The sequence below is a fragment of the Polaribacter sp. genome, assembly GCF_051251875.1.
Taxonomy (GTDB): Bacteria; Bacteroidota; Bacteroidia; order Flavobacteriales; family Flavobacteriaceae; genus Polaribacter.
On sequence record NZ_JBPOGL010000007.1, the window covers coordinates 69,493 to 84,902 of the forward strand.

A 15,410-nucleotide genomic window follows, 5' to 3' on the forward strand; every position below is an offset into this window, starting at 1 on the left:
TGCCTTGAAAATTGATTCAAGGTTTAATTCTATTAAATGTTCATTTCTGGAATTTCTCCTTCAACCACCAAAGTGCCTTCTGTAGCATTTTTTATTTCTTCAATAGAAACTCCTGGCGCTCTTTCTAATAAGTGAAAGGCATTTTCTTTTACTTCTAAAACAGCTAAGTTAGTCACTACTTTTGTAACACAACCAACACCTGTTAGGGGTAAAGAACATTGCTTTAATATTTTAGAATCTCCACGTTTGTTAGTATGCATCATTGCTACAATAATATTCTCTGCAGAAGCAACCAAATCCATTGCACCACCCATTCCTTTTACCATTTTCCCTGGAATTTTCCAGTTAGCAATATCTCCGTTTTGGGCCACTTCCATTGCTCCAAGAATTGTTAAATGTACATGTTTACCACGAATCATTCCAAAACTTAATGCGGAATCAAAAAAACTTGCTCCAGGCATTGCAGTAATTGTTTGTTTTCCTGCATTGATAACATCTGCATCTTCCTCTCCTTCAAACGGAAAAGGTCCCATTCCTAAAACTCCGTTTTCACTTTGAAATTCTACTTCTATATCATCTCTTACATAATTAGCCACCAAGGTTGGGATTCCGATACCTAGGTTTACGTAAAATCCGTTTTGTACTTCCTGTGCAATTCGTTTTGCAATTCCAGTCTTGTCTAACATATTAATATAACAATTAAAAAATTTAACAATGTATCAATTCTGTTTTCTAGATTTAATACTAGTACTTAAAATTTTGTAAAGGATTAAACCCAATTCATTTACTTTCTTACTCAAATCTATATGAGTTGGATATGATTTTGATTTCTCACAAAGAATTAACCAATATTTAGTTTCTTCTAATTCTTTAGTTGCAATTTTTATTTTATGAATAAAATCAGCTTTACTTTCTGCGTTTTGTGCTTCATGAACATTTGCTCCTAGGCTTGTCCCTGATTTTAATAACTGCCTAGAAATCACATATTTTCTTTCTACTTGTAATAATTCGCAATAATCAATAACCATTAATGCAACCTCAATTGATTTATCAACTACTGGGTTTTTCATTTTTTTAATCATTACAATAACACATTGTTAAATTGATTAATCACCTTTGTCTCACAGTTCTCTGCTCAATTCTTTTCTCATAATTTTCACCTTGAAAAATACGTTGCACAAAGATTCCTGGAATATGAACGTTATTAGGGTCTAATTCACCAACTTCTACCAGTTCTTCTACCTCTGCAACTGTAATAGTTGCGGCACCACACATTACTGGATTAAAATTTCTTGAAGTTCCTTTAAAAATTAAATTCCCAGCGGCATCTCCTTTCCATGCTTTTACAAAAGCAAAATCTGCTTTAAATGCAGGCTCTAACACATACATTTTTCCATCAAATTCTCTGGTTTCTTTACCTTCTGCAACTTCTGTTCCGTAACCGGCAGGTGTATAAAATGCAGGAAAACCTGCTTGTGCGGCTCTACATTTTTCGGCTAAAGTTCCTTGTGGAGTTAATTCTACTTCTAATTCTCCGGATAACATTTGGCGTTCAAACTCATCATTTTCCCCAACATAAGAAGAAATCATTTTCTTTATTTGTTTATTTTGAAGCAATAAACCCAAACCAAAATCATCTACACCTGCATTGTTAGAAATACATGTAACATCTCTAACATTTAGTTTTACCAATTGGGCAATTGCTTTTTCTGGAATTCCACACAAACCAAAGCCACCAAGCATAAATGTCATGCCATTTTTTACTCCTTGTAAAGCTTCTTGTACAGTATTTACTTTTTTATTTATCATAAATAGTATCTTTTATAGGATGTAAAATAACGATGTTATACCAAAATTATATCCTAAGTTATTAATAAAAAGCTAGAAATCAATATCTTCATCTGATTTTTTATCATTTTCATCTTCTTCTCCAGAAGTTTTATTACAGTCTAAATTGATAGAAAGGTTTTCTGGTTCTTCAAAATCTTCCTGACTAATATTTAAGGTTTTATCTGCATAGCATTTCCTCATAAACAGTGCCCAAGAAGGTAAAGACATGGTTGCTCCTTGCCCTTTTGTGATTCCTGCAAAATGAGTTGCTCTATCTTCTCCACCTGTCCAAACACCTGTAGCTAAATTGGGTACAATTCCCATAAACCAACCATCTGATTGATTTTGAGTTGTTCCTGTTTTTCCTGCAATAGGATTTGTGAACTTATAAGGAAACCCCGTAGCTGTTTTTCCTGCGAAAGTCCAGGTTGAACGCAATCTAACTCCTGATCCAGATTGAGTTACACCTTTCATTAAATCTAAAATTACATAGGCAGAATCTTCACTTAAAACTTCTTTGGTTTCTGGTGTAAATTGCTCTAAAACGGTTCCGTTTTTGTCTTCAATTCTTGTTAAAATCATTGGGTTAACTCGCAATCCTTTGTTTGCAAAAGTAGAATATGCACTTACCATTTCTAATAATGACAAATCTACTGCACCTAGGGCTATTGCAGGATTAGGTTCAATTTCACTTTCAATACCTGCAGATTTTGCCAAACGCACCACATTTTCTGGCGTAACTTTGTCTATCAATCTTGCAGACATGGTATTTACAGAACCTGCTAAACCATCTTTTAAGGTTAGCATTCCACCATATTTTTTGTTAGCATTTTCTGGCGTCCAAGCTTCCGGTATGCCATATTTTCCCTTTGGAATTGTGTATAAGGTATTTGGGTATTCATCACAAGGAGACATTCTTAATTGATTAATAGCTGTTGCATATACAAAAGGTTTAAAAGTAGAACCTACTTGTCGTTTTTGTTGGGCAACTGCATCATATTTAAAATGCTTATTATTTATACCACCTACCCAAGCTTTTATGTGTCCAGATTGTGGTTCTATAGAAACCAATCCTGAGCGTAAAAAGTATTTGTAATATTTTATAGAGTCATTAGGAGACATTATGGTGTCTAATTCTCCTTTCCAAGAAAACACCGTCATTTCTGTTTTAGTATTGAAAATTTCATCTATTTCTTTAGATGATTTTCCTGCAATTTTTAGTCTCTTAAACCTTTCAGAATTTTCTTTTGCACGCTTTAAAGTTCCGTTAATTTGTTCGGTTTCTAAGTCATAAAAAGGTGCTGTTCTATTTCTTTCTTGTTCTTTAAAAAAGTAAGATTGTAAATTAGCCATGTGTTCTTTTACAGCTTCTTCTGCATATTGCTGCATTCTAGAATCTATAGTTACATAAATTTTTAATCCGTCTTTATAAATATTGTATTCTTCTCCATTAGGCTTTGGATTTTTTTGAACCCATGCTCTTAAAAATTTTTGTAAATGACCTCTAAAATACGTTGCCAAACCAACATCATGACTCTCTGGAGTGTAATTTATTTTAAATGGTAAATTCTGAAGTGAATCTTTTTCAACTTCTGTAATAAAACCACTTCTAGTCATTTGTTTTAACACCACATTTGTACGTTGTTTTACTTTTTCTTCTCTTCGCAAAGGATTAAAGTAAGAAGAGTTTTTTAACATACCCACCAACATTGCAGATTCTTCTATTGCTAAATTTTTGGGTTCTTTTCCAAAATAAATTCTAGACGCAGAACGAATACCAACAGCTTGATTTAAGAAATCGTATTTATTTAAATACATAGCAATAATCTCTTGCTTAGTATATTGACTTTCTAATTTGGTAGCAACTACCCATTCTTTTACCTTTTGCAAAACTCGCATTACAATATTTCTAGAAGCTCTACCAGTAAATAACATCTTTGCCAATTGCTGCGTAATGGTACTTGCACCACCACTTCCAGGTTTTAAAATTGCTCTTGCAGTTCCTCTAAAGTCAATACCTGCATGTTCATAAAAACGCTCGTCTTCAGTAGCCACTAAAGCGTCTACAATATTCTGAGGTAATTCTTTATACAATATAGGTGTTCTGTTTTCTGTTGCATATTTACCAATGGTTTTTCCATCGCTAGAAATAACTTCAGTTGCCAGGTTTGTTTCCGGATTTTCTAATTCTTCAAAAGTTGGTAATACACCTAAAACTCCCCAAGAGGTTAGTAAAAATAAAAATACGATGCTTAAAAATCCTCCTAAAACAATTCCCCAGAACCATTTTATATATTTTTTAAAATTTGTTGTTTTCTCTGTTGTCATATTAAAAATTTCTTCTCAACATTGTTGAAATTTAATTCATTTTTCTTTTCCGTGATAACGGATTCTATTCAATTTTTTCTATACTAAAACCAACGTCACTAATTCCTTCTAGAAAAGGAATAGGATTTACTTCTCCGTTTTTGCGCATTGCTTGTCTCACACTAAATACATAGGTTCCAGAAATCGGAAACAATTTATTTTCTTTATAAAACAATTTATTTTCTTTAATTTCCGAGACACCTTTGCCTAAAAAATTTCCAGAATTATCTGTCATTTCATATTGTAATGTATCTACTATTCTTTTACCATCCGGAAAATTTAGTTCTGCAATTACATACAAATTACTAAAAGGATATTTCTTATTATTTCTAATATTGATAAACAAATTCCTTGGAGAAATAGTATCTGAAACATCAAACTCAAAAAACTCTTTTTTATTGGCTTCCCAAGAAGCGTTTTTTATAGATTTATATTGATTGTATTCTGATGTATCTACACATGATATCATCAAAAAAAACATGAATAGAATGCTTATATAACTACTATTTTTCAGAATCGTTTCCATTTTGTGGATTGTTATTTTTACGATTTCTATTATTATTTCTTCTCGGTTTTGGCTTCTTATTTACCTTTGCATTTGCTTGATTATCATCAGAATTAGCATTTGTGTTTGCTCTAGGGTTTGGTCTCGGTTTTTGTTGTGGCCTTGGCTTTGGCTGCGGCTTATTTTGTTGTTTTGCTTGCGGCTTTGCTTGTTGTTTTGGTTTTGCTGCAGGCTTTGCCTGTGTTCTTGATTGTGGTTTTTGTTGTGGCCTTGGCTTTGCCTGAGGTTTAGTCTGAGGCTTTGTTTGCGTTCTTGCTTGTGGCTTTCTGCTTGTATTTTGTTTTGCCGTTGTATTATTTGCTGCAGCACCAACCGGTCTTTTCTTATTTTTATTTCTGTTATTTCTTCTGCGCTTGCTAGTTTTTGGCACATCAAAACGTGTTAAACTATCTTGCCCAACTGCATCTTCAAAATCTACTTTTACAGGAATTTCAACATCCGCTTCATATTCTTCTAACGAAATAGATTTTTCGTTATTTTTATTCAAATCAATAATTTCTAAGACTTGTTCTAAGGTTAATCTAAACCACTTAAAACGTTCTTCTTTATACGTGTACCAAAGATGATTTTTAAAAATATCCATCTTTACAAAAACAGCTTCTCCTTTTTCCGTTTTTAATACTAAATCTTGTTTTGGAAACGGTTTTAAAGCGTCTAAATATGTGTCTAATTCAAAGTTTAAACAACATTTAAGTTTGCCACATTGTCCCGCCAATTTTAACGGATTTAAAGATAATTGTTGGTATCGGGCTGCAGAAGTAGACACTTTTCTAAAATCTGTTAACCAGGTAGAACAACACAATTCTCTTCCACAAGAACCAACACCACCTAAACGTGCCGCTTCTTGTCTTGCGCCTACTTGTTTCATTTCTACTCTAATAGAAAATGCACTTGCAAAATCTCTAATTAACTGTCTAAAATCTACTCTAGCTTCTGCTGTATAATAAAAAGTGGCTTTATTACCATCTCCTTGGTATTCTACATCAGACAGCTTCATTTGCAAACCTAAACGACCAAGAATTTCTCTACCTCTTCTTTGAGTTTCTATTTCTTTATCTCTAGATTGTTGCCAAATATCGATATCTCTTTGACTAGCTTTTCTGTAAATTTTCTTAACATCTTCATGATCAGCGGTAATTTTGCGCTTTTTCATTTGCACTTTTACCAATTCTCCTGCTAAAGAAACCGTACCAATATCATGTCCTGGAGAACCTTCTACCGCTACAATATCTCCCATAGTTATGGGTACATTATCTGGATTTTTATAAAAATGTTTTCTTCCGTTTTTAAAACGGACTTCAAAAATATTAAAACGCTCTTCACCACTTGGCATTGTCATATTAGACAACCAATCGAAAACAGCTAGTTTATTACTACCGCTTCCGCAGGTTCCTGACCCACAATTACCATTACTCTTACAACCTTTTGGTACGCCATTTTCTGTTGTACCACAACTTCCACATGCCATGTAATCTATATATTTTTAGAAAAGCTCTCAGCTTTTTACCGTTCGTAAATTGATTATCAAGTTGATAGAAAAACAACAACTTAACAAAGACTAATCAGTAAATATACGTATTCTGAATGAAATTGAGAATTAAAATTTTTGCATAAAAAAAGACATCCAAAGATGCCTTTTTTTTATATAATTTAAAATCGTTAATGATGCGACCAAATTTCAGAATCATTTTTATCTAGTAACACTATTCTACCATCATTGGTAACTTTTAGTTTATTTACCTTGTACAAAAGTACTTTGTTAGTATCTCTACCATTTGTAAGACCCCAATATTGTTTATTCGGATTTACATATTGTACGTTTCCGTCTGAGGCCTGAATATAAAGTATAGTTTCTGATGCTTGCAACCAACCTGCCTTTACTGTTGGAAACTGATAAACAACCTCTACTTGTACCAACTCATCTTCTTCTTGCCTTTTTGTATTGGTAACTTTTCCTAAAACAGGCAAATCTTTATCATCAAAATATAATAAATATTGCAAGTTAGATGATACTACAAAACTTGGTTTCTTTAGACTTTCTCCTTTTAAAAGTTCCATTTTGGCATTTCTGAAATTATGCCAATCATTATTTACCGATACAACGTTTATACTATCTTTTTCAGATTTATTGTATCCCATCCATTCTATTAATTCGTTTTGGGTAAATTCTTGCGCTATTGTATTTTGCATACAAAATAAAGCAGCTAATATGAATAAAAATCTTTTCATAAGCTATTAATTACGTGAAGGAAATGTTCCTACTAAACAAATAATATAATTCATTCCTAGAGAAGGTTGTAAATTATTAACGGGAATAGAATTTCCCTTAGATTCACCTTTAACTAATAATGAACTTGTTTTAGCATTTCCAACAGATAATAAAGCACTATTTCCTTTTACTAATTTTTCTCCATCCGGATTTACTTCATGCACAGGTATACTAACAATTTGCGGAATTGAAGCTGTTAACGGTAAATTTGTTGTTGGTGCTCCAAACTTATAACCTAATCTAGTTGTAGGCAACCCTGGACTAGTTCCAGCTCCTACCGGAACTCTAGATCTTAAATCTGGCAACTGAAAAGTTGTACGTCCATCTCCTCCATACGTAGTTCCTAAAATGGAAAACAAAGCTGTATTTGAGTTAATAGGTAATAATTGACCATGACAAAGAGCCCAGCCTCTTGGCGCAAAATTCCCAGCAAAGAGTTTTACCTCACCTAACATTCCGTCTTGTTGTGCATTTGATTCCGTTGCAATAAAAATAAATAAAATTGCTGCAAAAAATAGTTTTTTCATATCTAATTGGTTTTAAGTTAATTATTGATTTAATTCCTTAACTTATAAGTACTATGTAATGCTATTTTTAATAGTAAAAATTTTTTATAAGGAATTAAAAAATCGTTTTTCGGGTTCAAAATATAATGATTTTACAATTATATTTTACTAGGTATAAATACCTATTTAATTCTTGAAAGTTATTTTCATAAAAACATTTATTAATATATTGTATAGTTACCAGCTCCGTTCTATAATTATTTATAAATAACTAATTTTAAAATACTTAACGTAATTTCTTCTAATTATAAATTGATCCAAAGGTTAGGGAGATAAGGTTTCAATCCTTTTTCTAGATTTTCTAAACGAGTTTGGTTGTTTTTTTAGAATTATTCTGATTATTTCTCAATAGAGTAGGCAACCTTATAATAGAGCTTTCAAAAAAGTTAAGTTAATTTTCTAGGGATAAATACCCTCGATCACTAATTAAAGTACAATTGATAATTTCAGTTTTATTACCCAGAAAATAATTGATGTCATATAAGAATACTCGGCTTAAATCTATACTTTGGTTATTTTGATCCCTTAAAAATTGTTCTTTTAATATTTTTCATAAAACTTCCAATATTCTTTCGTAATTTACAATTAAGTTGCTTATTGTAACTAATTTACATTAAAATGAACAATTTCTTATCTTATATTTTAATGCACAACGGGTAATTGATAATTTAAATAATTTTAAAGTGCTACTTTAGTAGTAGTTTACTCTACAGGTTCCTATTATTTTAGCAGTATATAAAATTTAAAAAAACGCTGTATTTCCTAGAAAACAGCTATTATATAACTAAGAATATATTTTACAATTTCAAATGAAAAAAATAATTTCACTTAGTATAATATTGATTGCTTTTATTAGCAATGGATTTTCTCAAAAAATTAGTACTGAAGAAATAGTTCAACAAATTCTTCAATACAAGAAAGATCTTCGTGGACCATATAAAGACATTCGTTGGTTTTGTACAGACGGTAGCTTAAGACAACCCAAAGACCCATGTCCAAATATTATTGGTCCAGGAGTACAACATGCGCGTTATAAGGATGCTGTTGTTACATTAGGAAAAATGAATAACATCTATTTAGGGCAAATATTAGCCTACACCAATAAAGATGAATTTTGGGATATCGAAAACAACCATTCTAGACTTAAACAATATCAACTTGACAAATATTTACGTGCTATTGATAATGGTTGGATTAATGAAAAAGGTCAGTTTTATAGAGGTGCTATTCAATCTGAAGACGAAGAGGCTTGGGGAATCGATTTTTACAAATGGCTTTTAAGTACTGATAAAAACATCGAAAAAAACTATTTTTTAATTCGTCAATCATTAAAAGATGTCCCTCATAATGGTGATAATAATTTATCGCAAATCATTAGAAGTCAATCTAAAGTTATTTCAGATGAATTTATTCAGTTTATGGATTTACGGGTTAAAATCCATAGTCAACCAGAATTTGCCGATATTTCTAAAATTATAAGCTTCAAAAACAAATACAAAGCTCAACTTTCTGTTGCACAATCTAAAAAGGTTGATGAACTTATTACCACCATGCAATCTTATTATAAGCCTATTGATATTAAAACATTGGTTAACAAATCATCATTATTTAGAAACACCGCTATTGGTGAAAAAATAGCAAGTTTTATTGCTGCAAATTCATCAGAAAGTTCAGCATCAAAATTAATCCCTGAAACTGCAGAACTTTTAATGGATATTAGAACATCTCTTTTAAAAGAAAAACGCCCTTTAGCACGATTACAACTGCTAGATTTATCATTAAAATTGGAAGAAATTGTTTTTAAAAACGCACCACAATGGCAACCTAAAAATGTGCAGCAAATACTTACAAAAATTTGTTATTTAGGAATGGCAACGGCGGGTTCTGGCTATATTGAGTTAACAGAATGGGATCAAATAAACCTAAAGACACCATTGGTTAGCGACGGAAATTTATCACTAAACGAATTAACCACAGTATTAGAAGACGCAAGACGCCTGGTAGAATGGAGTTCTTCTATGGTAAAAGCAAACTACCAAAACACCACCGATTTATATACGGATTTTGAACCAAAAGCCTATGGTTTTATCGACGACAGAATTAGAGGCTCAATTGCATTATATCTAGGTGAAAGTGTTGGTTTATTAGGTGATTTTATTGCCAAAGAATCTGCATTAACTAATAAAGTTATGGACATTACTAACCAAAGCTCATTTAGAGGTTTAAACCCTGGTTATGCCTTTGGCGAGTTGGTTGTTGTTGATGGTTCGCCAGATGAGATTGAAGTATCTTCTGATAAAATATATATTTTTCAACGATCGCCTGCAGATTTAAAACCTATAGCAGGTATTGCCACAGTATCAGAAGGCAATATGGTGTCTCATGTGCAATTATTGGCTAGAAATTTAGGCATTCCAAATGCGGCTTTGTCTGATGATAATTTAAAGAGTTTAAAAAAATACAACGGTCAGAAAGTATTTTATGCGGTTTCAAATAAAGGAAATATTATACTGAAACCAGCAACAAACATGACAAAAGCTGAGCGTTTATTATTTTTAAAGAAAGAACGAAATGAAGAAAAAATTGAAGTTCCTGTTAAAAATATTCGTTTAACAGAAACCAATATTTTAAACCTGCGCAATGTTGATGCTAACGATTCAGGGAAGCTTTGTGGACCAAAAGCCGCTAACTTAGGTCAACTAAAAAAAATGTTCCCTGAAAAAGTTGTGGAAGGCTTGGTTATTCCGTTCGGTATTTTCAAAGAACACATGAATCAGAACATGCCAAATGAAACTATTTCCTATTGGACGTTTTTAAATAACATGTTTGCGAAAGCTGAAAAAATGCGAGAAGATAGCATTGATGAGACAAAAGTTGAAGAATACCAACTTCAACAATTAGCAATATTAAGAAACGCCATTAAAGAGATTACTTTAAAACCAGAATTTGTAACGCAATTAGAAGTCGATTTTAAAAAAATATTAGGGAAAGACTTAGGTAAAATACCGGTATTTTTAAGAAGTGATACAAACATGGAAGATCTTAAGGATTTTACAGGTGCAGGATTAAATTTAACGCTTTTTAATGTAGCGGATAAAAACAAAATATTAGAAGGTATAAAAGCCGTTTGGGCATCGCCTTATACAGAGCGCAGTTTTAAATGGCGTCAAAAATACTTGTTAAATCCTGAAAATGTATTTCCTTCCATTTTAGTGATTCCGAGTGTAGATGTTGATTATTCTGGTGTTCTAATTACAAAAGGCATTAGTAATGGTAACGAAGAAGATTTAACAATAGCCTTTAGCCGAGGTGCAGGTGGTGCTGTAGATGGGCAATCAGCAGAAACGTATTTAATTAAAATGAACGGAGGTACTCAATTTTTAGCACCCGCAAGAGAGCAACATTACAATAGTTTACCAGAAACAGGCGGCATGTTAAAGAAACTAGCAACCTTTGAAAATCCTATATTAAATCAACAAAATATTAACGAAATACTAGCTTTAACAAAAACGATTCGTGAAACACTTCCAAAGGAAACACATTCAGATTACAAAGGTGCGTATGATGTGGAACTTGGCTTTAAAGACAATAAACTATGGCTCTTTCAAATTCGTCCGTTTGTAGAAAACAAAAAAGCATTAAGCTCTGAGTATTTAGAATCCATTACTCCTATAATCGATAAAAATAAAGTGATTTCACTTTCAACAAAATTATAATTAACATGAAAAAATATATTTTAACATTTGTTGTACTTTTAGTTTGTGCTGCTTTTACCATAAATTATTATCCTATTGATGGCTACTCTCACACGGGTATTAAGCGTTTAAAACGTTTAGAACTCATAAAAAGTGGCGAACTTAAAGATCCTTCGGCACTTCCTGCTGGTGCTTTAAAATCTTATATGGATATTAAATTGAATTTACTTTCAAAAAAGAATGACAGCGTACAGTCTTATTTAAAAGTGAATGAACCTTTTCAAAAAGAGATTAGTAATTTATTTAGAGGTTTAGATAAGAGTTATTCATTAGCGGTTTTAGATTTTTCAGACATAAACCACATACGATTTGCTCAACGAAATGAAACAGCGGGTTATCAACCAGGAAGCGTTGGTAAACTAGCGGTTTTAGTTGGGTTATTCAACCAATTGTCAAAAATTTATCCAAATGATTTTGAAAATCGATTAAAATTACTGCGTACTAAATCTGTAAAAGCAGGTGTATGGGGCTTGACGGATGAACACACCATTCCTATTTATAACATAGAAACTCAAAAATTAGTAAAACGACAAGTAATTGCTAGCGATGTGTTTACCCTTTTCGAATGGGCAGACCACATGTTATCTGTTAGTAATAACGGAGCCGCTAGTATTGTTTGGCGAGAAGTGCTTTTAATGCAGGTTTTTGGTAATAAATACCCAACATTAACACAAGAGGAAGCTGATGCTTATTTTAAAACAGCTAACAAAAAAGAATTGACAGATATTGGTAATGATGTGGTTAATTTACCCTTAAGAAAATTAGGAATTACACATGATGAATGGCGTTTGGGTAGCTTTTTCACAAGAGGTGCCAACACGTATGTAGGTGACAAAGGCGGAAGTATTGGAACTACTATTGGCTTAATGAAATTTTTAGTACAACTTGAACAAGGAAATGTTATAGATGAGAAATCTAGCTTAGAAATGAAGCGTTTAATGTACATGACCGACAGACGCATTAGATACGCACAATCACCGGTATTAAAAGAAGCAGCGGTATATTTTAAATCGGGGAGTTTGTATAAATGTGATAGAAGTAATGGTGAAGCCTGCGGAAAATATATGGGCAATGTTCAAAATTTCATGAACTCTGTAGCCATTGTAGAACATCCTGATAATTGTAATTACATTGTGGTGTTAATGACGAATGTATTACGCAAAAATTCAGCTACAGACCACATGATGCTAGCTGCTAGTATTGATAAAGTGATTAGACAATAGCTGAAATTTCTTCAGCTCGTTGTTTTATTTTTTCGTTTGAATCGGTTTGAATCACCATTTGAAGAAGTGAATTAAAAGTAGGATTTTTAGTTTTTTCTAAAAGATACAATACAGATAATTTAAGTTTGAAATCTTTTCGTTTTAAAAGCGCATGATAACATTCAGTTTCGCTTAATATTTTAACGTTGAGTTTCTTTATTTTTTCTTCGGAATTCATTTCAAATAAAATTGATTCTGCCACAGGAATTAATTCTTTTTTAAGTTGCTTATCTAGTATATTATCTAAAAATTCAATGGCATGATTGCGTTGCGCTTCCTTACCATTTAAAATGGTCTTAAAAATAGGGTCTATATCTTTTGGTGGATATTTAATTCCTAGTAGACGGAACATACGTTCTAATTGCCTATCCAAACGTTGTTCCAATAAATTAATAAGTGCATTTCTTGCTTTATTTTCTTCTGTTTCCGGGTTCTGATTTTTCTTCTTATACTGAATAATTATTTGAGAATGAATCACCGAAAGTGTGTTTTGATACAAGTAACATTCATCTAAAATAGTATCAATAATAAAACGATCTTTTATGACTAAATAAGGATATTTCCATTTTAATCGTTTTACGGCTTCAATAGCCTCAATTTTTATGAGGTGTTCCGTTCCCTGTGTCAATTGCATTAATTTTTTAATAGCCTTTTGTGAAGCGTATTTTTCAATAGTTGTAACCACAAAAGGAACATCTTCATTATCAACTAATTCATTTTTAACCTTATTAAATAAAATATCAATCATAGATTCTCCATAAAAAAACAGCGCATCAACAGCTTGTTTACGAGTTTCTTTAATTGACAAATGACTAATGATAAGATCTATAAATTGTTTGTCTAAGGTTTTTGAAGCGCTTAAAATAGCTGTTTTACGTATTTCTACATTTTCAGAATTAAGTTCTGCCCTAATCACATTATAAAAACGTTCTAACCTTGAGTAGCCTATTGCATCAAGAATAGCTTGCATTTTATAGGTTCTGTCAATATCACTTGACATATTATTGAATTCAACTAAGGCATTTTCAATTCTCTGCTCTAAACTAAATCTATTTTGAAGCACCACATTATTTCTTAATTCAGAAGAAAGACCAACAAGTGCTGCATTTTTAATGGTTTTGTCTTCACTTTCTAAATAGGTACTAAAAAGTTCAACCGTATTATTCTTATAATGTTTTACCAAATATCGAAAAGCTGTTGTAGTTACTTCTTGATTATCATCAAAAACCATGGACTCGATACTATCACATAAGTTTTCAGATTTTAAAAAGTATAAGTTTTCAATAGCTAACACCTTTACTTTAGATGAAGAATGGCTTAAAAGATTTTTAATAGCAACAAAAAAACGTTCATCCTTAACTTCTAATGTTTTTTGAAGCATGTGTAAAATTTGATGCTCGTTACCCGAAGTTAAAATACGTTGTACTGTATCTACAATAGACGTAATGTTTACCTCAACTTTACTGCTACTCTTCTCTTTTTTTACGTTGCTTTTTTCCTCAAACAAACCTTTAAAAGCAGTAATATATGCTCTTCTTAGATGATAAATAAAATACAACCAAATTATAATTAAAGCAATTATAATGATACTGATATAAATAGAAGGAATATCCAATCCGTTAATTAAAAATATTAAAATAAAACCAGCTAAACCCGTTGCAATACTATCAACTACAACGTCTGTAAACGTTTTGGTTTTTTTCTTTATTTCTATAGGAATAGGTATTGATAGTAATTCTGTAGCTGCCTTATTTACAGACTGTTTTAAACTACCATCAACTATTTTTATAAATACAACAACCCATAATTGAGGTATTAAGAACAATAAAACAGACCCTATTAAAATTCCAGAAGGCAACCACAATAATGATTTACCTACACCAAAAGTTCCCACAATTCGTTTTGTTAAAAACAACTGTATTAATAATGAAATAACACTTAGCGTAGAAAACCAAAACCCGAAAAAAGACGTGAGTTCTTCTTGGTCTGTAATTAATCTTGATGCATAATCACTATATTGATAATCAACTAGTTTTGCTACCAAGACACTAATACCAATTACAACAGCAATTAAACTTAATAATTTTGATTGTTTAATAAGTCTAATTGGAGAATCTCCTTTTGGTGTTATTCTTAATGATACCTGAAAAGGGTTTAACTTCACCACTTCATGCTTCCAAATATATCTTGTTATGGGAATACAACCCAATAGCAAAACAGCCGCAACAAATAATAAATCTTCTGTTTCTAAAAAATTAGTTAATAAAGATGTTAAATAACCTCCAAAAATACCACCAGCAATAGCACCAGCACCAATAAAACCAAAAACACGTTTTGCTTCGCGTACATTATAAACAAGATTTGCTAAAATCCAGAATTGAGAGGCTGTTAATAATCCAAAAATGGCAATCCACACATAGGGAATGAATAACAACACATCCTTTGCGAGATTAAAATTAAAAGCCACGGCAAATAGAATTAAAGAGATTACAGACCCCATAATTGTACGGTCTATAATAATATTTAAAGCATATTTCTCTAAAGCTCTGTCATAAAAATGATACCCAACAATGGCAAATATGGCTGTTAAAACATAGCCTAATGGTAGAGCATCTGAAGTAAGTTCTGAAAGAAATAATGAATTAACCGTTGGCTTTATAATTAATAGTGTTGTAATAATTATAAATATATTAAGCTGAAGTAAAAGAGTTTTTTTCAACTCCTCTTCTTTTAAATCAAAAACTTTAAGAATGAATAATTTAAGCGTATAAATAATTGACATGGGCTAGGTTAATT

At 31.7% G+C, this 15,410-nt stretch carries 11 protein-coding genes; 2 read left to right on the top strand and 9 right to left on the bottom strand.

Annotated features, from left to right (window positions below; all coding sequences use genetic code 11):
* Window positions 1-32 precede the first annotated feature (32 nt).
* From ACSHW5_RS05290 to ACSHW5_RS05325, 8 genes are all read right to left on the bottom strand, one after another.
* Window positions 33-686 carry a 3-oxoacid CoA-transferase subunit B gene (locus ACSHW5_RS05290; RefSeq protein ID WP_435675064.1) on the bottom strand — a complete coding sequence of 218 codons (654 nt, stop codon included), beginning with the start codon at window positions 684-686 and terminating at the stop codon, window positions 33-35.
* Window positions 687-719: 33 nt separating this feature from the next.
* Window positions 720-1,070 (bottom strand): four helix bundle protein, encoded by a 351-nt coding sequence (locus ACSHW5_RS05295; protein WP_435675065.1) that lies wholly within the window; start codon window positions 1,068-1,070, stop codon window positions 720-722.
* Between the two features lie 40 nt (window positions 1,071-1,110).
* A complete protein-coding gene (locus ACSHW5_RS05300; RefSeq protein WP_435675066.1) occupies window positions 1,111-1,809 on the bottom strand; it encodes a CoA transferase subunit A in 699 nt (232 codons plus the stop codon).
* A gap of 72 nt (window positions 1,810-1,881) precedes the next feature.
* Window positions 1,882-4,158 carry a transglycosylase domain-containing protein gene (locus ACSHW5_RS05305; protein WP_435675067.1) on the bottom strand — a complete coding sequence of 759 codons (2,277 nt, stop codon included), beginning with the start codon at window positions 4,156-4,158 and terminating at the stop codon, window positions 1,882-1,884.
* 64 nt (window positions 4,159-4,222) lie between these two features.
* Complete coding sequence (locus ACSHW5_RS05310) at window positions 4,223-4,723, bottom strand: gliding motility lipoprotein GldH (RefSeq protein ID WP_435675068.1); 501 nt, start codon at window positions 4,721-4,723, stop codon at window positions 4,223-4,225.
* Window positions 4,701-6,230: a regulatory iron-sulfur-containing complex subunit RicT gene (gene ricT / locus ACSHW5_RS05315; protein WP_435675069.1), complete on the bottom strand. Its 1,530-nt coding sequence runs from the start codon at window positions 6,228-6,230 to the stop codon at window positions 4,701-4,703. The genes ACSHW5_RS05310 and ricT overlap by 23 nt, the downstream gene beginning before the upstream one ends.
* 191 nt (window positions 6,231-6,421) lie before the next feature.
* Entirely contained in the window at window positions 6,422-6,991 is a 570-nt protein-coding gene (locus ACSHW5_RS05320) for a hypothetical protein (RefSeq protein ID WP_435675070.1), read from the bottom strand.
* A 6-nt stretch (window positions 6,992-6,997) separates the two neighbouring features.
* Window positions 6,998-7,558 carry a phage tail protein gene (locus ACSHW5_RS05325; protein WP_435675071.1) on the bottom strand — a complete coding sequence of 187 codons (561 nt, stop codon included), beginning with the start codon at window positions 7,556-7,558 and terminating at the stop codon, window positions 6,998-7,000.
* Between the two features lie 848 nt (window positions 7,559-8,406).
* Here ACSHW5_RS05325 and ACSHW5_RS05330 point away from each other — a divergent pair.
* Together ACSHW5_RS05330 and ACSHW5_RS05335 are read left to right on the top strand one after the other, a co-directional pair.
* Window positions 8,407-11,313, top strand: a complete 2,907-nt coding sequence (locus ACSHW5_RS05330; RefSeq protein ID WP_435675072.1) for a PEP/pyruvate-binding domain-containing protein — start codon at window positions 8,407-8,409, stop codon at window positions 11,311-11,313.
* A 5-nt stretch (window positions 11,314-11,318) separates the two neighbouring features.
* Window positions 11,319-12,575, top strand: a complete 1,257-nt coding sequence (locus tag ACSHW5_RS05335; protein WP_435675073.1) for a serine hydrolase — start codon at window positions 11,319-11,321, stop codon at window positions 12,573-12,575.
* Here ACSHW5_RS05335 and ACSHW5_RS05340 read toward each other — a convergent pair.
* Window positions 12,565-15,396, bottom strand: a complete 2,832-nt coding sequence (locus tag ACSHW5_RS05340) for an Npt1/Npt2 family nucleotide transporter (protein WP_435675074.1) — start codon at window positions 15,394-15,396, stop codon at window positions 12,565-12,567. The genes ACSHW5_RS05335 and ACSHW5_RS05340 overlap by 11 nt on opposite strands.
* Window positions 15,397-15,410: the final 14 nt, after the last annotated feature.